Source organism: Oscillospiraceae bacterium, assembly GCA_025757985.1.
GTDB lineage: Bacteria > Bacillota > Clostridia > Oscillospirales > Ruminococcaceae > Gemmiger.
In genome coordinates this window covers 2,699,242-2,720,583 of record CP107210.1, presented here as the reverse complement: position 1 = coordinate 2,720,583, position 21,342 = coordinate 2,699,242, and the positions used below count along the sequence as shown (strand labels likewise).

Genomic DNA, 21,342 nt, shown 5'->3' with positions numbered 1-21,342 from the left:
CCCATTTACCGGGCAACGACGGAAGGTCTGCCCTCATCCGGCCCTGCGGGCCACCGCACCCCTTCTGGCGCTGCGCGCCACCTCCCCCGTATCGGGGGAGTCTGTCCCCGAGGGGGAAGGCTTTTAGTAGAGGTACACCATGGAAGAAAAATATCTGATCACCATCAAGGGCACGATGGAGCAGCGGGGCGACACCGATACAGTGGAGCTTATGACCCGCGGCTCGCTCGTCCACAAGGATGGCGCGTACTATATCGTTTATAAAGAGACCGAGACCACCGGCTATGAGGGCTGCACCACCACCGTCAAGGTGGCCGACGACGCCCGCAAGGTTTCGATGCTGCGCTACGGCAAGCAGTCGAGCCAGCTTATCATCGAGAAGGGCACCCGGCATCTCTGCCATTATGAGACCGGCTACGGCGCGGTAAGTCTTGGCGTGGCCGCCGATGTCATTGAGCACGCGCTGAGCGAGGAGGGCGGCAAGCTGAAATTCAGCTACACGCTGGATTCCGGCGCGGAAAATTTCATCAGCCGGAATCTGGTTGACATTACGGTCGATAAGCTGCCAGAAGCTTAAAAACGCGCTGTCCCGTAGGGGCCGGGCATGCCCGGCCCTCAGCCTACCGGAAAGCGCTCTGTAAAGGCAAAGCCGCGGGCCGGGCATGCCCGGCCCCTACAACGTTATCATAGAAAAATCCCCCACAGGAGGTTCATCATGGAATATAAAAACTACAACCCCCGCGCGGCGGCGCTGGCGCAGGCCCGCACCCTGCTGACCGATGCCGTCAAGGCTGCCATCGCTGACGGTACCCTGCCCGAAGCTGCGCTGCCCGACTTCATCGTCGAGATCCCGGCCGATGTCAAAAACGGCGACATCGCCTCCAATGCGGCCATGGCCGGTGCCCGCGCCTTCCACAAGGCGCCGCGCCAGATCGCCGAGGCCATCACCGCCAAGCTTGCGCTGGACGGCAGCCTGTTCGACCGGTTTGAGATCGCCGGTCCCGGCTTCATCAACCTGTTCCTTGCGCAGGACTGGTTCACCAGCGTTGTGCGCGCCGCCGTGGCCAACCCCGAGTACGGCCGCACCGATGTCGGCGCAGGCAAGCGCTACAATGTCGAGTTCGTCTCCGCCAACCCCACCGGCCCGATGCACATGGGCAACGCCCGCGGCGGCGCTTTGGGTGACGGTCTGGCCGCCTGTCTGGACTGGGCGGGCTACGATGTGACCCGCGAGTTCTACATCAATGACGCGGGCAACCAGATCGAGAAGTTCGGCAAGAGCCTTGCCATCCGCTACCTGCAGCTGTACAAGGGCGAGGATGCCTGCCCCCTGCCCGAGGAGTGCTATCAGGGCGCGGACATCATCGCCCGCGCGAAGGAGTTTGCCGAGATTCACGGCGATTCCTATGTGGAAAAGGACTTTGACGAGCTGAAGAAGGCCATCGTGGCCGATGCCCTGCCCAAGAACATCGCCGGTCTGCAGCGCGACCTCGGCAAGTACCGCATCGAGTACGATGTCTGGTTCCATGAAAGCGACCTGCACAACTCCGGCGCGGTCAAGGCCGTGGTGGACAAGCTGCTGGAGAGCGGTGCCTGCTACAAGGCCGAGGACGGTGCCATCATGTACCGCAGCGCCCAGTACGCCGCCAAGTACGGCGTTGTGAACAAGCGCAAGACCGACGACGGCAGCGAGGAGGAGGCCAAGGACGAGGTGCTGGTGCGCGCCAACGGCATCCCCACCTACTTTGCGGCCGACATCGCCTACCACTACAACAAGCTGGCCGTGCGCGGCTTTGACAAGGCCATTGATGTCTGGGGCGCCGACCACCACGGCCATGTCGCCCGCATGAAGGGCGCGATGGACGCCATCGGGCTGGACGGCAGCCGCCTTGACATCGTGCTGATGCAGATGGTCAACCTGATGCGTGACGGCAAGCCGGTCCGCATGAGCAAGCGTACCGGCAAGGCCATCACCCTGACCGACCTGCTGGACGAGGTGCCCATTGATTCCGCGCGGTTCTTCTTCAACCAGCGCGAGAGCTCCTCCACGCTGGACTTTGACCTTGATCTGGCCGTGCGCAACGACAGCGAGAACCCCGTCTACTATGTTCAGTACGCCCACGCGCGCATCTGCTCGGTGCTGAAGAAGCTTGAGAGCGAGGGCGTGAAGTTTGAAGGCGCCGAGGCCGTGGACGCCAGCGTCCTGACCGACCCCGCCGAGCAGTCACTGATCCGCCTGCTGGCTGCCTTCCCCGCTGAGATTGCTGCTGCCGCCGAGAAGTACGACCCGGCCCGCATCACCCGCTACTGCATTGATGTGGCATCCGCCTACCACCGCTTCTACAACGCCTGCCGCATCCTTGATGCGGAGGGCACCGTGCAGCAGGGTCGCATTGCGCTGTGCCTCGCCGTGCGCGGCGTCATCCACAACATCCTGACGATGTTCAAGGTCACCGCACCGGAGACGATGTAACTCCCATGCCTTCCCCCGAGGGGCTGCGCCCGCAGGCGCGTGTCGGAGCGCAACCGCCGAAGGCGGCTCTTAGCGCGTAGACTGAAGGTGGCCCCGCAGGGCCGGATGAGGGGCGAGTTTGCCTCAGCAACCCGTTCATGGGCAATTACAGTAAGTTTGCCCCTCATCAGTCGGCGAGCGGGGCCGCCGACAGCTTCCCCCTCGGGGGAAGCCAATATAGCGAAAAACCGCTGCTTCTTTTTTCCAAGAAGCAGCGGTTTTATGTTGGCGTACACGCGCCCAACATATTTATTATACCACAAGCAGCATGTGTTATTCAATCCTGAATATGCACAAATATTGCACAGCAAGATTGTGGGGTCTGCGAATAGACGAAACACTAAGGCTGTGATATAGTATAGTCACAGAAAGAAAACAGCCGGAGATAAGGAACTGGAAGTTCCAAGAGATGCCACTTTCCAGAAGTTTCTTCATCAAAGACCGATCGTGAACAGACCGACATCTTAAAGCTTAACTTTAAGGACTCCGATCCAGCAGCACGAGGGCGGAAGAAGAAACCGGAAAGAGATCGTAAAGGCCGCCGGCAGTATTTCGTAAGGAAGGAGGCTCGAGTCCAATGGCAAACTTTAAAGATCCCATTCATCACCGGCGGGCCTGGGCCTGCTAACAAAAAAGAACCGCATCCGAAGCCGCAGGTCATCACCTGTAAAAGATTTATAAAAACGCGATGTCCGGTTACTTAGCTAATGTTTAGCAGACTCAGGGGCCGTCACAACAGACCCCCGCATGAGATATAGATTAGGATGAAAGAAGGCTGGTAGAGATGACCGTCACCACTCCGCCGAACAGGATTTACCTGAACTTCACCTGATCAACAAGGAGACACTCCGATGTACAAGAGTTAAGAGGCTTTGGTCCTCGGCATCAGACCCATTACCCCAGGAACGATCTTAATAACCTTAACAGCAAACTTTACTCCGTTCTACAAATGCTTTTCAGCAAATAACGAACCCGAGGGTAAGTCCAATGAACTGTTAGTAAGATCCTGAAAGGGCAATCAAAATTCGCAAACGATAGGATGATTCCCATGACGATGTGGAAGCAGTCCGAAAAATAACGAAAAGGGTTATGAGGCTATGACTCCGAAGAAGTAAGACCGCCGGGGCGAACGAAATGTTCGCCCCGGCTTTTTTGTGTTGTGCAGCAATATGGGCGCACAACCCGGGAGGGATGAATCCCTCCCCTGCAAACCTAATTCACGGGAGGGCGTAGGGCGGCCAGCCCTCTGGCCGCCGTGCCTGTTTGCGGGAGTGAGAAACTTTGCGGGTTATGCCTGTAGGGGGCGGCGTCCCCGACGCCCCGTAAAGGGGTCAAGCCCTGCCCTGCAAATCAACCGCGAAAGGGGTGCAGCCGTAAACCTGCGGGCCGGGCATGCCCGGCCCCTACAGAGCGGTTTTCACAGCATACACCGCATAACTTTCGTTGCCTCGACAAAATCCTGCGACTCATACAGGTGCTGCGCGCCCTCGTTCTGGGCCAGCACCTGCAGCTCCAGATATTCCAGCCGCCGGTTGCGGGCCCAGCGCTTGGCCGCAGCCAGCAGCTGGTTGCCAATGCCCTGCCCGCGCACACCTGCGTCCACGATCAGATCCCCCAGGCAGGCATACCGGTGGGGCAGCACACAGCTGAACGCCGGCGTCCAGCCCGCATAGTAGACCAGCGCAAAGCCCACGGCGGTGCCGTCCTGCTCCGCCAGCAAAAAATCCGCGTCATCGGCCCTGACTGCCTTGCGGATCTCGTCCACCTCACGCGGGGCCTCGCAAAAAAACTCCGGCTGCAGCGCGACCATGGCGCTGTCAAGCTGGCGGTACAGCGCAATAATGGCGGGGATGTCCTCCTCCGCCGCCGGGCGTATAACTGTCTTTGCCATCCCTGTTTCCCTCTCTGGCAAAATGTACGAACAGAAAACCGGCGGACGCAGTTGTCCGCCGGTTTTGATCACTTGGTTTCCTGAATGGTGTAGTTGAAACCGTACTCCTCCTGCAGCTTCTTCACAGCAGGCTCGCAGTCCTCAATAAAGGTCACAGAGTAAACGCTCTGGCCGTTGTGGGCCTTTTTGTACTCCTCCACGATCTCGTTCAGCTTGGTCCAGCCCTCGTCAGCCTTGGCCTGATCCATATCCTGCGGGAAATCAATGATAAATTCACGATGCTTAGGGATGCGTGCTTTCATAGTAAGTCACTCCTGAAAATTTTGTTTCTATATTTGTAGGGGCGGCCATCGGTCGCCCACAGGCGGGCAATGCCCGCCCCTACAGATACGCTAACGGTTCACACACCAAAACAGGTGCGCGCGTTTTCTGCGGTCACATCCAGCACGGTCTGGGCGTCCATATCCCAAATCGTGCCGATGTAGGCGGCCACATGGGCAATGTTGCGGCTGTCGTTGCGGGTGCCGCGCACCGGCTCGGGGGCCATATAAGGGCAGTCGGTTTCCAGCAGGGCGCGCTCGTGCGGGATGGCGGCCAGCACCTTGGCGGCGCGCTTGGCTCCCTTATAGGTCACTGCCCCGCCAAAGCCCAGATACAGCCCCTGCTCAACCAGCCAAACCGCGTCCTCGGCGCTGCCGCTGTAGCAGTGCAGTGCGCCGCGCGGCTTATATTTGCGCAGCAACTCGTACATTTCGGCGTGGGCCTCGCGGTCGTGGACCGACACCGGCAAATCCAGCTCTTTCGCAAGTTGTAATTGTGCCTCAAACAGGGCGTACTGCTCCTCGCGCGGGACCGGCCAGTGATGATCAAGCCCGATCTCGCCCACGGCCACTATAGCCTTGTCCTCAAACAGGGGGCGCATGGCGGCCAGCTCGGCACGCCAGTCCCCATGATAGACTGCCACGGTGGCAGCGTCCTCCTCGATCAGGCTTTCCGGGTGGATGCCGATCGCCGCATGGATGTAGGGCGCGGCATGCGCCAGCTCCAGCACGCGGGCGGCATCGCCGGAGTGGGTGGCACATTCCAGCACCCCCACCACGCCGCCCTCGGGCAAGGCCTTCAGCAGCGCGGCGCGGTCAGCGTCAAACTGACGCGAGGAATAGTGCGCGTGAGTGTCAAAAATATGGTTCATGCCTGCTTCTCCTGCGGGGCGCGGTTGACGAGATAAATGCCGATGCAGACCAGCAGCAGCGCGGCGAGGTAGTTCCACTCAAACAGCGGCTCGCCGTTCAGCAGTGCCGACAGCAGCACATTCATGACCGGAATGATCAGGCCAAACACCGCAATGCGGGAGACCGGGTTGTTTTTCATCAGAAGCGCCCAGATCACATACCCCGCACCGGAGATAAACGCCAAAAACAGCAGCACCGGGATACCTGCGGCACTCTCGGGGTGGAGGCCGCCACCCATGGCAAAGCCCATCACAGCCAACGCCAGACCGCCGACGCCGAGGTTCAGCACACAGACCGAAAAGCTGTCCGCATGCTGGGTCACGGCCTTGTTCCACGGCCCGGCCAACGCAAAGATGACCGACGCGATCAGCATAAAGGCCATACCCTTGACGCTGCCGCCGCCGTGGTTGCCCAGCGTGGCGACAAGCACACCGCCGAAGCCGAGCGCGCAGCCCAGCGCCTTGCGCGGGGTCATCCGGTCGGCCTTGCCGTACAAAAAGTGCGCCAAAATCACGCCCATAAAGCTCTGGGTGCTGTTCAAAATGCCGCCCATCGCGCCGGTCAGCAGCGCCACGGCGGAGTAGTAGAAGAAATACTGTGCAGCGGTCTGCCACAGGCCCAGCCCGCAGGCCGAAGCCAGCGTTTTGCCGTGCGGCATCGGCAGCGGGCGGCGGTTCAGCGCCAGACCGGCCAGCCAGACCAGCGCCGCGCCCATCATAAAGCGGACACCCGCAAAGCACAAAATCGACGCGGTATCGGCGGAATCAATCGCAAACAGGCGGTAGCCCAGCTTGATGAAGGGGAACGCCGACCCCCACAGCACATTGCAGACAACGGCCATCAAAACGGCCGCCGCCGGGATGGAGAAAAATTGGTCTAACTTAGATTTTTGCATAGCGCTGCCTTAGTGGATGCGCGCACCGGCGGGGGTGTTGTCAGGGAAGAACGCGATGGAGCAGCCGCCGTCCACATCGGTGTCAGCGGCAAAGATCATGCCCTCGCTGACATACTTGCCCTTCATCATCGGGCGGGGGGCCAGGTTGGCGACAATGCCGATCTTCTTGCCGATCAGATCCTCGGGCGCAAACCACTTCGCAATGCCGGACAGGATGCAGCGCTCGCGCTCGCCGTCAAAGACGGTCAGGTGCAGCAGCTTCTTGCTCTCCTTCATCCGCTCGCAGGCGCGGACCTCGGCCACGCGCAGCTCGACCTTGCAGAAGTCGTCAAAGCTGATTTCTTCCTCGTGCTCGCCAATCAGCTCTGCGGACGCAGCGGCACTCTCAGCGGGCTTTTCCTCCTCAGCGGGGGCGTTGGCAGCCTGTGCGGCGGCCTTCTGGGCAGCCTCAAGGGCCTCCAGCTCAGCCAGCTCCTTTGCGGCGTCAATGCGGGGGAAGATGTTCTCGCCCTTGTGCAGGGTGGCGTTGGCAGGCAGGGTGCCGAAGGTGGCGGCGCTGTCCCACGTCTTGCCGTTGGCGGCCACATTCAGCTGCGCAAAAATTTTCTCGCAGGTGGTGGGCATGAACGGCTGCAGCAGCACGGTGCAGATGCGCAGCGTTTCGGCCAGATTGTACAGCACGCGGGCCAGACGGGGCTTGGATTCCTCGCTCTTGGCCAGCACCCACGGTGCCGTGGCGTCGATATACTTGTTTGCGTTGTCAATGACCTCGAACACATCGGCCAGTGCATTCTGGAAGGCATAGGCCTCCATGTCGGCCTCATAGCGGGCGCGCAGGGCGGTGGCCTTCTCGATCAGGGCAGCGTCCTCGGGGCCCTCGGCCTGCTCGGCGGGCAGCTCGCCGCCAAAATACTTGTCCGCCATGGCAGTGGTGCGGCTCAGCAGGTTGCCGAGGTCGTTGGCCAGATCCATATTGATGCGGTTGATCAGCAGCTCATTGGAGAAGTTGCCGTCCGAACCGAACGGGAAGTCGCGCAGCAGGAAGTAGCGCAGGGCATCGGCGCTGTAGCGCTCGGCCAGCAGGTAGGGGTCAACCACGTTGCCCTTGGACTTGGACATTTTGCCGCCGTCCAGCAGCAGCCAGCCATGGCCGTAGACATGCTTGGGCAGGGGCATATCCATGCTCATCAGCATGGCAGGCCAGATGATGGAGTGGAAACGGACGATCTCCTTGCCGATAAAATGCACGTCAGCAGGCCAGAAGGTCTCGTAATCACTGTCGGGGTACTTGTCATTCATGAAGCCCAGCGCCGTGGTGTAGTTGAACAGCGCGTCGATCCAGACGTAGACGACATGCTTGGGGTCAAAGTCGACCGGGATGCCCCACTTGAAACTGGTGCGGGAAACGCACAGATCCTCAAGGCCCGGGGCTATGAAGTTGTGGACCATCTCGTTGACGCGGGAGCGCGGCAGCAGGAAGTCGGTGTTGACGAGCAGATCGCGCACGCGGTCGGCATACTTGGACAGACGGAAGAAGTAAGCCTCCTCCTCGGCGTCCACAACGGGGCGGCCGCAGTCAGGGCAGCAGCCGTTGACGAGCTGGCTCTCGGTCCAGAAGCTCTCACAGGGGGTGCAGTATTTGCCGACATACTTGCCCTTGTAGATGTCGCCCTTCTCGTACATCTTCTTGAAGATTTTCTGGATGGCGGCAACATGGTAGTCATCGGTCGTGCGGATGAAGCGGTCATAGCTGATGTTCATCAGCTTCCACAGATCCTTGACGCCCTTGGGGCCCTCCACGATGTTATCAACAAACTGCTGCGGGGTGACGCCGGCCTCCTTGGCCTTCAGCTCGATCTTCTGGCCGTGCTCATCGGTACCGGTCAGGAACTTGACATTGTAGCCCTGCAGGCGCTTGTAGCGGGCCATGGCATCGGTTGCCACAGTGCAGTAGGTATGGCCGATATGCAGCTTATCGCTGGGGTAATAGATCGGCGTAGTGATGTAGAATTTTTTCTGATCCATCTGTGATTTCTCTCCTTATATACACAAACCGTTTTGGTGTGTTTTTTTGCGTTTATGCTGGATTTTATATTCTGGGCATTCGGGCGAAGCCCGCAAAAGCCTCCCCTTACAGGGGAGGTGGCCGAGCCCGCGAGGCCGGAAGGGCTTTGCTCGTTCGCCGCCGTCACGCACCTCCCGGGCAATCTCGCCACTCCGTAGGGCGGCCAGTCCTCCGGCCGCCTCATGCCTTTAGAACCCCACCGGCTCCACCCCGCACGCCTGTAACGCATGCCGGCACAGCACCTCGGTGCTGTCAATGAAGAACGCTCCCAAATGCTCGTCCCGCTTGACAAGGCTCAGCTCCGTGCAGCCCAGCACGGCCATGTCGCAGCCCTGCTTTTTCAAATCATGCACCGCCGCGCCGAACTTCGTCATATCAGCGCGCTTGCCCTGCTTGATGTCATCATAAATGACTGACATGACCTCCTGTTGATGCTCCGGTGACGGCACGGCCCAGTCGATACCCTGTGCCCGGCAGGCAATCTGGTAGGTCTCTGCCGCCAGTGTGCCGTCCGTGGCAAGGATGCCCAGCTTTGTGCAGCCCGCCGCCTTGGCATCGGCCACCGTCAGACGGGGCATGTTCAGCACTGGCACAGGCAGCGCTTCGGCCAGACGGTCATAGAAGTAATGCGCTGTGTTGCAGGGGATTGCCAACACCGTGGCGCCGTAGTGTACCAGGCTGAAGCCGTCCTGCTCCATCACGGCAAAGGGGTCATCCTTACTTTTGCCCATGATGAACGCCGTGCGGTCGGGTGTGGACGCCCGGGACGAAATAACAATGTCGATGTGGTCCTGATCGCAGCTGGCCGGGGTGTGGTCGATCAGCATTTGGTACAGGTAACAGCTGGCAGCTGGCCCCAGCCCGCCCAGTATCCCCAGCACCTGTTTTTGTGGTTTGGTCTGCGCCGTGGCACACCCCTCCTTATAACAACAGTTATATTATATTATAAGGCCTGCAGCAAAATTATGCAAGCACCACCGCCCGGTTTTGTGCCATTTTCCATCTTCCCATCGACACCCCGTGTAGGGGCCGGGCATGCCCGGCCCGCAACCCGACGCCATATCCCTGTTGCGGTCAATTCGTAGGGGAAGGATTCATCCCTCCCGGGCAACTTCCCGCCGCCGCAAGCCTTTGGCGGCGGCCAGAGGGCTGGCCACCCTACGGCCCCACTTAAAATCCGTGCGTAGGGCGGGGTGCCCACACCCCACCGAAACCTACCGCCATCCCTCATTTCCCCATCGCCGCCCCGTAGGGGCCGGGCATGCCCGGCCCGCGCACTTCCGAAAGCCTCTACGCCAATCTTAAACAACAGCCCCCGCCACCACCCCGGCCACATCAACTTTCCGCTCGTGCGGGAATCTCCCCCGCCCTAAAAACGCCCCGCAGGGGCGTTTTTACCCCGCGGTACGCTGGACGCGGGGCCCGGGCTTTTCGATTCCCGCACGGGTCACCTTTTACGCCCGACACCTATTAAAAAGCGCATACCGCATACAAAGAAAAAAGCACTACCTCAAATGAAGTAGTGCTTTCTGGTGACCCGTGCGTCCATCTCCCGGGCGCTTTACTTTTTACGCACCACATTCGTCAAGCAATAGAATCCGTTGCAACGACGGATTCTGTTTTTGTTTTTATGGGGGCTACGGAGCGATTGAGACAATCGCTGGTTTTGCCGATGAAGCGGTAGTAGATTTCGATGCGCATAACCGTTTCACCGTCAATTATCTCTTTCTCGTGGACGATGATTTTCTCAATCAGCGTGTGAACCAGTTCCTCGTCCAACTCCGTAATATCGGCATACGGGGCGACCAAATCGGCGAAATCCTGTATGCCCTGCGTTTTGGTGGTTGCTTCTGTAAGCAACGCTTGAATTTCTGCGGCGCGGGTTTTCAATTCTTTTGTTTCCGCTTCATACTTGGCAGATAGGGTCTGATAGAGGTCATCCGAGAGCCGTCCGAACACGTTATCCTCGTAGATGCGCTGCACCAGCGTGGTCAGTTCGGACAGGCGGCGCTGGGCTGCGTCCAACTCTTTTTTCATGGCTTTCTGCTCGTTCAGCTGCCCGGCCTGTGACAACCCCATCAGATAGTCCGCATACGCATCAGTATCCTCGGCAGCCAGCATAGCGTGGCGGCGGATGTCCGCCAGAACGATAGCCTTGACCTGTTCCAGCGAGATATAATGCGTGGTACACACCTTGCCGCCGTAGCGCCGATTGGCGTTGCAGCTGAATGTACCCAGCGACTTACGGCGTTCATCTTTTTTGCGGCTACAAAATGCCATGCGCTTGCCGCACTCCCCGCAGAACATGATGCCGCGAAAGATGTTATTCTCGCTGCGCTTTTTGCCCGGCTGCTTGACCTTGATGCGTTCCTGCACCGTCCAGAAAGTCTCGGCATCCACCAGCGCTTCGTGCGTTCCCTCCACAACGACCCAATCCGTTTCGGGCTTCCAAATCATCTTTTTAGATTTAAAATTTTGTGTGCCGGTGCGGAAATGCACCATATTCCCGATGTAGACTTGATTCATCAGAATGGCACGAACCGTGCTGTGATCCCACGCATACGGATAGGTCAGAACAATATCTGACGCAAAAGTTCCAAACTTTTCGTGCAGGTACGCCTGTGGGCGGAGAACTTGCTTTTCGCCCAGTTCCTTTGCAATGATGCTGCAACTTTTACCCGCAAGCGCCATTTGAAAAATTTCCTTGATGACCCATGCGTACTGATTCGGAACGAGCTTGTGGCGGTCATTGGGGTCACGGTCATAACCATACGGCGGGTACGCGCCCGTGTATTCCCCACGCAGTGCCTTTGCCTTGAACGCCGACTTGACCTTGCGGCTGATGTCCTTGGCATACCATTCATTGATGATATTTTTGAACGGTGCAAATTCGTTATCTCCGGCAGCGGAATCCACGCCATCCGTGATGGCAATGAACCGCACCTTATTCTCCGGGAAGATTACTTCCGTGTAGCGCCCGACTTCCAGATAGTTGCGGCCAAGGCGCGACAGGTCTTTTACAATAATCGTTCGCACCCGCCGCTGCTCGACCAGTTCCATCATTTCAGTAAATGCAGGGCGGTCAAAGTTTGTGCCGGAGTAGCCATCATCCATAAAGAACTGGCAATTCGTAAAACCGTGTTCCTTGGCATACTGCCCCAGAATGGCGCGCTGGGATTGGATGCTCATGCTTTCGCCGCCGACTTCATCATCGCGGCTCAATCTGCCATATAAAGCGGTAATATCCTGTAGCTGTTTCTCTTTCATTTTCCATCCTTTCCGAACAGCGATTCAGGATGTCTGCCAGCTGTAGTATAACTCTCTTTGCACGATTTGTGTAGGGGCTTTCGACACATTTTTTGCTGAATGGCGGTTCTTTTTTGCTTGATTTTTTCAAGTATACGGACTGCCGCCGCAAAAGTCATTGAGCGGGAATTGTGTGCAAATTGCACATCGCGCAAATGCTAATATTTGAAACTTTTGTGAATAATCATCGTCATCTCTCGCAATATGGCGGAGAACTTGCTATACTATGTATTGTTCATCTCTATCGGCATCCATGCAGGAAACGCCTCAAAATACGGAGAGTTCCGTAATCAGATGATTGGGTAACGAAAGATTTCCGCCTGCTTGCAGAAAGAATGACGCTTATTTGAATTTGAAAGAACCTTGAAAACCGAATTACAGTTAGGGGGTACGCGAATGGAGCGTTTAGACTTCTGCTCGTTTGTGGTGACCCTGCGCAGATACATTTATGCGGATGCGCTGGGAAACCAATTAGACTTACTTTGTTTGCTGTTCGGCAGCTTTCTGCAAAGTACAGATGCCGAAGATTTCACCTTCGACAACGGACAGGTCTGCCGCTGGCTCAACGGCACAGCGCGGGTCAGCCCGAAGATCACATCCTTTTACCTTGTCGGTGAGAACCAAGAAAAGCTGACGCAGGACATGGAAACAAAAATACTTACCATTATGTCGGACCCCGCAATGGCAGCGCAGAGCGAGTGTGACTTGTTGATGCAGGATGTTTCCATTTCCACCAGCAAGAAAAAGTCATTATACGCGGAACGGGATTTCTCCGTTTCCGCGCAGGTCGCAGAGTTTTTGTCCTTACTGCTGTGCTTCGCAATGCAGCGTGAGTTTGTAAAACGCGAAGCACGGGCAAAGGTCTGCGAACAGATCATCTTGCCGCCGGACTATGACCCGGTAGTTTTTACCGAGGCCCGGATGTCCAAATGTATCGTGATCCAGCCAATGACCGGGCCTTACAAAATTGTAAAGGCGGAGAATATTTTTAAAGAAATCCCATTTGCACTCGAAAAAATATTCCCACCTGTAAGTGAGGATTCCGAAGATGCTGTGGAACATGCCGAGCAGATGAAAAAACGCCGGAAAATGCTTTTGGCTTTGGTGCAATATCTAAAAGAAACTTATCAGCTTGGCATTATGGAAATCGAAACCGGCAACGAAGAAAAAGGTCATGCTCTTGTGCGGGAAGTTCAGAATATTTACCGACAACTGTATGGTGAAATGCCTGCCCTTATGGAAGAACAACGTCAGATGTATCGGGAGTATCTGGAAAGCAACGGAATCCGATTTTTCCAAGAACCCCATAAACTAACAGGCTGACGGCACAGCGGTTCTCTCACGAAAGTGAGAGGGCCGCTTTTTCTATGTTCATTTTCCTGCGCTCAATTTCCGCACAATTTCCCATCAATGCTAAAGCAGCCCGCTTTCGATAAAATGAATCTGTAACCCGATACCAAAATCGGTGTCGGCAGCAACATTCCGAAAGGGGCTTTTTTATAAGGCAAGAGAAGAAAATTTTATCAAAAGCCTATCGGCACAAAATCGGCAGGGTGACGTTTGAGGTCACATCCTACGACAACCCGGCAGGCATGCAAACATCGCAGGAAATGCTTTTGCAGATGATGGAGCAGAAGATACACGGAGAGAGGAGATGATTCCCCGATGAAGCAATTCAATGACATTACAATTATCGGCATCGACCAAGGGTATGGCAATATGAAAACCGCCAATACCATTTTCCCTACGGCTATTACCGCTTACGACACCGCGCCCATGTTCAAGGGTGATGTGCTGGAATACGGCGGTAAATTCTACCGCGTGGGAGAAGGTCACAAGGGCTTTGTGGCAGACAAGTCAACGGACGGCGATTTCTATCTGCTGACGCTGGCGGCCATCGCCAAAGAGTTGGAGCAATACCGGCTGTTCACCGCCAGCCTGTGTCTGTCGGTGGGGCTGCCGCTGAGCTGGGTCGGCAGCCAGCGTGAGAGCTTCCGGCAGTATCTGATGCAGAACGAAACGATACGTTTCCGCTTCAATGGGAATCTGTTTCAGCTTCGCATCGTGGGCTGCAAGGTGTATCCGCAGGGCTATGCGGCCATTGTTCAGCAGCTGGCAGACTTCGAGGGAGAGCATCTGTTGGCTGACATCGGCAACGGCACAATGAATCTGCTCTACTTGACGGATTCTCAGCCGCAGGAAAGCCGCTGTTGGACGGAGAAAATCGGTGTGAACCAGTGCATGATCCGCGCTAAAGAAGCGGTGCTTCGGCGTTTTGGCAGCAAAATCAGCGACAGCACGGTGGAGCAGATTTTGCGGACAGGCACGGCAAAAATCGATGCCGACTATCTCGCCTGTATTCGAGAAGTTGCATCCGGCTATGTAGCCGAACTGTTTGCAGCCTTGCGCAGTTACGAGTACGACCCTGCCACCACGCACTTGACCATCGTGGGCGGCGGTGGGCAGTTGGTCAAGCACTTCGGCAGCTATGACCCGGAGCAAGTCACCATTGTGGATGACATCTGCGCCGCTGCCAAGGGGTACGAGTACATGGCCTACCGCCAGATGCTCCGAGGGTGAAACCGTGTCGGAGATACGGACGACCAACCTGCGGTTCAACCTTGGCAAAGAGCCGCAGCGGAAAGCATGGCAGTATTTGCAGACGATGGATAAATCGGTGTTCAAGTCGTACAACCAAGCGGTCGCCACAGCGGTGGTGGACTACTTTGACCGCTACTACCAGACGCAGGATGACCCTTATCTGGAGACGCGAGCGCGCGAGGAACAGTTTGTGCAGCAAATCGTGGATGCAGTGCGGGATACTTTGCGGGAGACGATGCCGGTCTTTCTGGCAGGGTGCATAACCGGGATGGCGCAGAACCCTGCCGCTGTTTCTCCCCAGCCTGTAAAAGAACCTGTGAAAGACAGCATCAACTGGGATTTTGTGGGTGGCTGATATGCCTGTGCGGACTTTACAGGAATGTCTGGACGAGTTTGTGGCAGAACGCCCGCTCCAGCCGGATGAATATCCCGATGCTGTCAGTGGGCTGGCTTACTGCAAACGCTGCCGTTCCCCGCGCAGGACGCGGCAGATGTTGTTCGGAAAAGAGAGAATCCTCCCGATAGGGTGCAGATGCCAGATGGAAGATGCTGCTTTTGTTCAGAGCAGCAGTACAAATGGCGATAAGCAGCGGCAGAATTTCAGCCCCAAAACGCAGACACCCAAACAAGGCTGATTTTCACACCAAAAAGGAGAAAGCATGACCGAAGATGAGAAAAAGTTGATACAGGCACGGCACAGGCTGGAAGCTGTGCAGGCACGCAACCGCCAGAAAGAGCGCAAGGCGCGAACCCGCCGACTTATCCAAGAGGGCGCGATACTGGAAAGTGTATGGCCGGAGATACGCGACATTCCGATGGCTGACTTGCCACGCAAGCTGCACGATAAACTGAGCAATGCCCCGTGAGGGGCAGCTCTCCCTCACCGAAGTGCGCACTTACTCACCACCGGCAAGCCGGCGGTGGTATGTGCGCCCGCTGAGGCGGGAGGACTTTTTATCGCGGAGGTGATATGCTGTAGCTATCTATCATTTCGAGTCAAAAATCATCAGCCGTGGAGCAGGCCGTTCTGCTATCGCCGCCGCTGCCTATCAGAGTGGAGAACGGCTGTACAACGATTATGACGGCCTTACCCATGACTACACCAAGAAAGGCGGTGTCCTCTATACAGAAATCTTACTGCCGCCCCAAGCCCCGGCAGCGTGGAAAGACCGACAGACCCTGTGGGCAGCGGTGGAGTCTGCCGAGAAAACCAAGGACAGCCGCCTTGCTCGCCAGTTGATCGTTGCCCTGCCCGTTGAACTTGGGCGGGATGATTGGCTGCTGCTTCTGCGCGGCTTCATCCAAACGGAATGTGTAGACAAGGGTATGTGCGCCGACTTCGCCATCCACGACCCGGATGGGCATAACCCCCATGCACACATTATGCTGACGATGCGCCCGTTGGATGTCCACGGAAAATGGCAAGGCAAAACGCAAAAAGAATACCTGTGCCGCAAAGCCGATGAGGAACGTGGCTTTACAGCACAGGAGTTTTTGCAGGCAAAAGAGAACGGCTGGGAAAAGCAATATAAGTACAAGAACACAGCGGGCGTATCGGCGTGGCTGACGCCCACACAGGCCGCCCGCGAACCGGGGTGGAAACGCTGCTCGAAGCAGCCGAAAGCGGTGAAATTAGGGCGACAAAACCCGCTGTGTGCGCGATGGAACAGCCCGGAGCAATTACTGGACTGGCGGGAAGCGTGGGCAGATGCCGTGAACCGCACACTGGAAGAAAAACAGCAATCCGTCCGTGTAACCCATCTAAGCCATGCGGCGCTGGGGCTGGATGAGCAGCCCACAGTGCATGAGGGCAGCCAAGCCCGAAACCTTGAATTGCAGGGCATCAAGGCAGACCGCTGTGAACTGAACCGCCAAATCCGCGCGGACAACAAGCTGCTGCGCGAACTGAAAGCCCAGCTTGCCAAGCTGTCCAAGGCCGTTGAGAATACCGTAGAGCATATTGCGGAAACGCTGGAACGGCTGCGCAGCAGTTTGATAATGCTGCAATACCGCCTGTTGGTGAACAACAAACAGGTCGATACATGGAAACGTCAGGTCAACTATTACCGCCCCATTCTGCAAGATTATCATGCGGTAACACAACAGCTTGCTGACAAGAAATCCGAGCAAGAGCAACTGCAAACCACTCGCAACACCGCATCCCTGTTGCAAATTGCCCAGCGCCGTCAGCTTGCCGAGCAAATTGCCGCGCTGACCGAGAAAATCGAAGAACTCCGCAGCCGTCAAGCAATGATTCTGCACAACCTCGATTGCAAAAATAATGGTGAAGCCCAGCGCTTCGGCAGTTACTTGGACAAGCTGGAAGAAATGCAGGAGAAGCTGGCAGCGCAGAGAGAAAGCCTTACACAGCAGCTTTCCGCCACCATAAAACAGTACCTTGAAATTGAGAATATGATTCAGCCGGAAGACGAGGACAGCGTTCGACAGCGCCGTACTGCTCTGCGGCCAGATGTAGCCTTTGAACGAGAGCAGCAGCTATCCCATAATGGATATATCGACAACATATCTATTCAAATTGCACAGCAAATAGTTGATGTTCAAATCGTTGGAGACAAAATATCTGAAAAAGTTCAAACGTCTATGGCCCAACATAAAGAGGTGCCAGATCGATAAGTATAAATCGAATAATAATATTTGCAACAATATGTGACCATCACAGGAGATATAGAGGCCACTGATTTGATTATTAAGGCCGGATAAGAATGCAATTCTGATATAGATATTGACAAATTAAAAAAAGCGATACAATGATAGCATTAGATATTAAACCCTGTCACATGAGGAATACGATGATGAGATTAGTACAGATGATTTGGCAAGTACTTATGATTCTTATTTCGGTGTACATTGGTTGGTTATTTATACGCTGTATGAGAAGATACAGTGATTCACATAAAGAGAAAAAAGGTGATAAAAAGTAACACCGCCTCAAACTGAGGCGGTGTTACTTTTTATCAATGAATCGCGAAGCAGTAACTTTTTTATAAAATTTCTCCTTTGAAATTGCGTAGAATTAGAGTACATGGGAAATGACTCAATTGTAGCTTATAAATAAAATAAGTAGGAAAAACACGCGAAATCATCAACTCGTAAATAGGAAGAAAGTTAATGGGAGAAATAGACCTTATTGTGAGTATATCACTCAAATCGTACTGGTCATTTTACGGATTATTTTTGTTTGAATGACCAAAAGACATCGAATGGTTTTTCAAGAGACATTGCCGCGAGCATCACAGCGCAGTGCGAGGCTTACGGGGATAAACGTTCCGTTTTTGGACAGCGTTGCATTTAAATAGGCACCGTTTCCGCTAGTCCATGTCTTTTGATCTCCATAGCTCCACCCGTTAGAACCTGCTCCCGCTCCGCTTGCTGCAGTAGCACTGGCAGAAGAACCATCGTAATAGAAGGATGCGTATAAAGTAGCTACACCTATGTAAGTTCCATCTTTATAATATTCTTTTGTAACGTTATAGGTTTTTGAACTCCGGGCCATGCCGTTTGTTTCTGATAATGTGACAACCGCAGTAATGCCATCCCCTAAATCTTCAGTATAAATCTTTTTGGCAGAACTGTTTTCCTGTGCAAAGCAAGAAAGTGAAAAAAGAGCCATGAACATAGAAACAGACAGCAGTGCGATAACCCGTTTAAGTGTTTTTGTCATATTGACACTCCTTTGCAATTTGTTCAAGTTTTTGTTTTGCCATTTTATCGAGTTCGTTCTGTGAGTAATCTTCTCCACCTAAATCTGTATAGGTAGTCTCGGTGTTGACGATCATCACTCCTTTCGTTGTCGTGAAAAAGATTACTACAGAAAAAAGAACCACTACAATTATTCCGACTAATAATTGCAAGCCATATTTGTAACGATGTGCAGAGCGATTCCACCGTGATATTGTTTGCGGCGATTGACTTTCCACGAAATCTGCAGCGACTTGTTTAGGCGTGGTTCCCAACAAGCTTGCAACAGTAGCAAAGTCGGCATCTGGATTTTCAATGCTTATATCGTGCGCCACGTTATGTACATAAGAAGAAAACTCTTTGCGGGCTTCACGACAGGGCAGTGCTGATGCCGCAACCTTCAAATAGGATTGCAAATCCTTTTCACTAACCATTCTTGCCCTCCGCGTATAAATGTCCATCCATATTCATTAAGGTTTCTAATGTCGCTGTAAATAGCTTGTACTCTGTTCGAAGCTGATCGTAATAGCATTGTCCTGAAGATGTGATACCTAAGTAAATGCGTGCTCTCCCATCTTCAATTCGTTTTTCGGCTTCTTCAATAAATCCATTTTCCTGAAGTCGATATACAGCAAGATACATTGTATTGTAGGTGAGAACCCCTTGTGTTAGGCGGCTTACTTCTTGAGCCATCTGGTAAGTATACATAGGCTTTTGACGTAGCATAAATAAAACCAACATTTCAGTAGTGGCTTTCTTCATGGCATCCCGCATACTCTGAGTGGGGTTCACCTTTGATCTTTTTTCCTGTTCCATGAGCGAAACCACCTTGTCTTTTGTTCAATATCACTATAACAGATTATATATATTTGTCAACACTTTTCATTGACAAATATATATAATTCTGGTATTCTCTTATTAGAAAAATCTTCACTATTATGAAAGGCCTTGGTGATTCCTATGCAGAGAGAAATGCCCATAAAGATGAAAATATCGCCGCAATATCATTAACATATAATTACAAGGAGTTTATCATGAAAAAAATCATTAGTTCTCTTATGACGGTTTTCTGTGTTGCTATTTTCAGCATGTCTGTTTTTGCAGAAAACGAAGCAATTAAACCTCATCGTCTTGAATGTCCTAACTGTGGGCGCTTCTCGGTAGTCTCTGTCAAAAATCATACGAGAACAGCGAACAATCGTCAGGAACCCTGTGATCACTATACCCAAGGAACAGATGAGGTGATGGATATCATAGCGTACTATCAAGATATTTGCGGCTCGTGTGTGTACAAATCCGCAGAATATAGCGTTGATACAGGCGAGGATGTTAGAATTTGTCACGGCTGGAATGGGTGAGCCATGGCTATGTATATGAGATGGAGCCTTTTTTTGTTAAGTGTATGTGTTGCGCTTTCGGCTTGCTCGATGACACCAGAGAATCCATCTGAGACATCAGAAATCTTCTCAGGCCTTAACGAAGACCTAGAAGAAAAGCCCTTGGAAGTTTTATATCATGGTGGTAACCCTCTGACTCCTGAGGATACTTTATCCAAAGTTTTAATCGAAACCTCTGAAAAAGTCCCGGTATGCCCAACTTGTAAAGCCGAAATGCGTGCAACTCTAACTAACAGCGAAAAGCTCCCTGTTCAAGAACAAAGCTGTCTCAGCATGGCTCAAGGAACTGATGGTGTATACAATTTTCTTCTTTCTTATGAGTGGAAATGTCCTTCTTGTGGATACACAGAAGGGGCCTACACTTCAGAAGGTACATATGCTATAATCTGTCATGGCTGGAATTCGTGACTAAATGTTCCATAAAATACTAAGAGCAAAAAGGGAATTCATCGATGGATGAATTCCCTTTTTGCGCAAACATCTTAATCGCTGCCTTTGCATCGTGAGGTGCGTAAAAAGTAAAGCACCCGCGGACTAAAAAACAATCCGCAGGATTGTTTTTTGCCGCCTGCGGGCGGCCGTCCTGTTCGATTCCTCGCACGGAAGCACCAAAAAAACTCCCCAGCCTAAGCTGGGGAGCATTTTTTGGTGAACCAAACCCGAACAAAAACGAACCGCGCTCTCGGTCGTTTGTTCGGTATTTTTTCCGTGTAAAAATCTCTCTTTGCTATTGCTTGCGGCGGTTCCGTTATCGGGGCCGCCGCTTTTTTCGTTTTTCGGGCCCGGAGGGAGGGGCTCGACGTCGCCAGCACTCTCAAGCATTTCGGCGTAACTGATTTGTTTACCGCCGCGCACGTTGAAATAAATAACGATTCGGTCGTCGTAGACGTACACGGAATTTATGAACGTCTCGACAATGCGCCGCCGAAACTCGGCCTCAAGGGGGTCGCCATTGCAAAATTGCTTTAACCACGCAACGACATCGCCGCGGGTGTACGTTATAGCCGCCGCGATCTTGAGCCCGGAGAGCTCGGCCTCGAGCTCGCCTTTCTGCGCCTCAAGCTCGACGACGTGCTTATTTATACGATCGACCGCCGCCGCGCTGGGCGCCGCAAAGAGCAAGTCGGTCGTTTTGTCGAGATCGCGGTCGAGCTTTGCAATGCGGGCCTCGAGGACGCTGACACGCTGCCCGTCAAAACTCTCTTTGTAGCACTCGACGACGCGATCGGCGATATACTCGAGCCGTTCCGGGGCCAGCACATCACATACCTGTCAAACGTAGACCGTACCGCGTGGACGATCAAGGAACTAAGCCGCGCCGCCTTGCGCGACGTCGGTAAATTCGTCTGCAACACCGCCCGAAAGCAGACGCGCGAACGTTTCGGCAGAGCTCTCGGAAAGACACCCGGAGGGCGAAAACGTGCATACTCGGCGTTCGGCTACTGGGTGCGCAAAATCGAAACCGATTTACAGGTCGGCTCAAAACCTAACACATGGTACGGCGTCCTGCAAGAGCTCGGCGACGAGTTTCGCGGCGCCAGAAAAACAAAGGCCGGGGCGCTTTTCTCGTTTACAGCGCGGCAACCGAAACGGGCGATCTTGACGACGACCGTGCGCGAGCACATCGACGAAATCAGGTTGATCGAGGGTCAATATCTTTCGGCAGTCGAGGACGAGAACAGGGCTCTCGGACTTATTAACGAGGGGGAATTAAAAGACGATGGCTCGAGCGGCGAAGAATAAA

General features: G+C 54.3%; 21 protein-coding genes. 10 read left to right on the top strand and 11 right to left on the bottom strand.

Translation table 11 applies throughout. The annotated features are described in order from the left end of the window. Positions 1 to 139 precede the first annotated feature (139 nt). Complete coding sequence (locus OGM67_12885; protein UYJ34441.1) at positions 140 to 577, top strand: DUF1934 domain-containing protein; 438 nt, start codon at positions 140 to 142, stop codon at positions 575 to 577. A gap of 138 nt (positions 578 to 715) precedes the next feature. Continuing rightward, positions 716 to 2,473: an arginine--tRNA ligase gene (gene argS, locus OGM67_12880; protein UYJ34440.1), complete on the top strand. Its 1,758-nt coding sequence runs from the start codon at positions 716 to 718 to the stop codon at positions 2,471 to 2,473. Between the two features lie 1,456 nt (positions 2,474 to 3,929). Here the strand turns inward: argS and OGM67_12875 are convergent. From OGM67_12875 to OGM67_12845, 7 genes are all read right to left on the bottom strand, one after another. Then, complete coding sequence (locus tag OGM67_12875; GenBank protein ID UYJ34439.1) at positions 3,930 to 4,403, bottom strand: GNAT family N-acetyltransferase; 474 nt, start codon at positions 4,401 to 4,403, stop codon at positions 3,930 to 3,932. A gap of 68 nt (positions 4,404 to 4,471) precedes the next feature. Beyond that, on the bottom strand, positions 4,472 to 4,705 hold the full coding sequence (locus tag OGM67_12870; protein ID UYJ34438.1) for a methylenetetrahydrofolate dehydrogenase: 234 nt from the start codon (positions 4,703 to 4,705) through the stop codon (positions 4,472 to 4,474). Between the two features lie 98 nt (positions 4,706 to 4,803). Next, entirely contained in the window at positions 4,804 to 5,595 is a 792-nt protein-coding gene (locus OGM67_12865; protein UYJ34437.1) for a TatD family hydrolase, read from the bottom strand. After that, entirely contained in the window at positions 5,592 to 6,530 is a 939-nt protein-coding gene (locus OGM67_12860; protein UYJ34436.1) for a DMT family transporter, read from the bottom strand. The genes OGM67_12865 and OGM67_12860 overlap by 4 nt, the downstream gene beginning before the upstream one ends. 9 nt (positions 6,531 to 6,539) lie before the next feature. Further along, the gene (metG, locus tag OGM67_12855; protein ID UYJ34435.1) at positions 6,540 to 8,555 is read right to left on the bottom strand and encodes a methionine--tRNA ligase; all 2,016 of its coding nucleotides are present in this window, start codon (positions 8,553 to 8,555) and stop codon (positions 6,540 to 6,542) included. Positions 8,556 to 8,783: 228 nt separating this feature from the next. Next, positions 8,784 to 9,476, bottom strand: a complete 693-nt coding sequence (locus OGM67_12850) for an amino acid racemase (protein UYJ34434.1) — start codon at positions 9,474 to 9,476, stop codon at positions 8,784 to 8,786. A 703-nt stretch (positions 9,477 to 10,179) separates the two neighbouring features. Next, positions 10,180 to 11,862: a recombinase family protein gene (locus OGM67_12845; protein ID UYJ34433.1), complete on the bottom strand. Its 1,683-nt coding sequence runs from the start codon at positions 11,860 to 11,862 to the stop codon at positions 10,180 to 10,182. A 435-nt stretch (positions 11,863 to 12,297) separates the two neighbouring features. On the opposite strand from OGM67_12845, the gene OGM67_12840 reads away from it, so the two are divergent. From OGM67_12840 to OGM67_12820, 5 genes are all read left to right on the top strand, one after another. After that, positions 12,298 to 13,224, top strand: coding sequence for a hypothetical protein (locus OGM67_12840; protein UYJ34432.1), 927 nt, complete (start codon positions 12,298 to 12,300; stop codon positions 13,222 to 13,224). Positions 13,225 to 13,566: 342 nt separating this feature from the next. After that, positions 13,567 to 14,481, top strand: a complete 915-nt coding sequence (locus OGM67_12835; GenBank protein ID UYJ34431.1) for a ParM/StbA family protein — start codon at positions 13,567 to 13,569, stop codon at positions 14,479 to 14,481. A 4-nt stretch (positions 14,482 to 14,485) separates the two neighbouring features. Next, complete coding sequence (locus OGM67_12830) at positions 14,486 to 14,857, top strand: adenylate cyclase (protein UYJ34430.1); 372 nt, start codon at positions 14,486 to 14,488, stop codon at positions 14,855 to 14,857. A 304-nt stretch (positions 14,858 to 15,161) separates the two neighbouring features. Next, positions 15,162 to 15,368 carry a DUF3847 domain-containing protein gene (locus OGM67_12825; protein ID UYJ34429.1) on the top strand — a complete coding sequence of 69 codons (207 nt, stop codon included), beginning with the start codon at positions 15,162 to 15,164 and terminating at the stop codon, positions 15,366 to 15,368. A gap of 199 nt (positions 15,369 to 15,567) precedes the next feature. Beyond that, on the top strand, positions 15,568 to 17,136 hold the full coding sequence (locus tag OGM67_12820; protein UYJ36236.1) for a MobA/MobL family protein: 1,569 nt from the start codon (positions 15,568 to 15,570) through the stop codon (positions 17,134 to 17,136). Positions 17,137 to 17,731: 595 nt separating this feature from the next. Here OGM67_12820 and OGM67_12815 read toward each other — a convergent pair. Genes OGM67_12815 through OGM67_12805 form a run of 3 tightly spaced genes read right to left on the bottom strand, consistent with a single transcriptional unit; the run spans position 17,732 to position 19,017 of the window. Then, positions 17,732 to 18,184: a hypothetical protein gene (locus OGM67_12815; GenBank protein UYJ34428.1), complete on the bottom strand. Its 453-nt coding sequence runs from the start codon at positions 18,182 to 18,184 to the stop codon at positions 17,732 to 17,734. Then, the gene (locus tag OGM67_12810) at positions 18,168 to 18,635 is read right to left on the bottom strand and encodes a hypothetical protein (GenBank protein ID UYJ34427.1); all 468 of its coding nucleotides are present in this window, start codon (positions 18,633 to 18,635) and stop codon (positions 18,168 to 18,170) included. The genes OGM67_12815 and OGM67_12810 overlap by 17 nt, the downstream gene beginning before the upstream one ends. Beyond that, a complete protein-coding gene (locus tag OGM67_12805; protein UYJ34426.1) occupies positions 18,628 to 19,017 on the bottom strand; it encodes a PadR family transcriptional regulator in 390 nt (129 codons plus the stop codon). Before OGM67_12805 ends, OGM67_12810 begins: the two co-directional genes overlap by 8 nt. 218 nt (positions 19,018 to 19,235) lie before the next feature. Here OGM67_12805 and OGM67_12800 point away from each other — a divergent pair, with 218 nt between their 5' ends. Together OGM67_12800 and OGM67_12795 are read left to right on the top strand one after the other, a co-directional pair. Next, complete coding sequence (locus OGM67_12800; GenBank protein ID UYJ34425.1) at positions 19,236 to 19,559, top strand: hypothetical protein; 324 nt, start codon at positions 19,236 to 19,238, stop codon at positions 19,557 to 19,559. 3 nt (positions 19,560 to 19,562) lie between these two features. After that, a complete protein-coding gene (locus OGM67_12795; protein ID UYJ34424.1) occupies positions 19,563 to 20,006 on the top strand; it encodes a hypothetical protein in 444 nt (147 codons plus the stop codon). A gap of 126 nt (positions 20,007 to 20,132) precedes the next feature. On the opposite strand, the gene OGM67_12790 is transcribed toward OGM67_12795, so the two are convergent. Next, positions 20,133 to 20,858: a hypothetical protein gene (locus OGM67_12790; protein UYJ34423.1), complete on the bottom strand. Its 726-nt coding sequence runs from the start codon at positions 20,856 to 20,858 to the stop codon at positions 20,133 to 20,135. A gap of 63 nt (positions 20,859 to 20,921) precedes the next feature. Between OGM67_12790 and OGM67_12785 the strand changes: the two genes are divergently transcribed. Beyond that, positions 20,922 to 21,341, top strand: coding sequence for a hypothetical protein (locus OGM67_12785; GenBank protein ID UYJ34422.1), 420 nt, complete (start codon positions 20,922 to 20,924; stop codon positions 21,339 to 21,341). The last annotated feature ends 1 nt before the right edge of the window (position 21,342 follow it).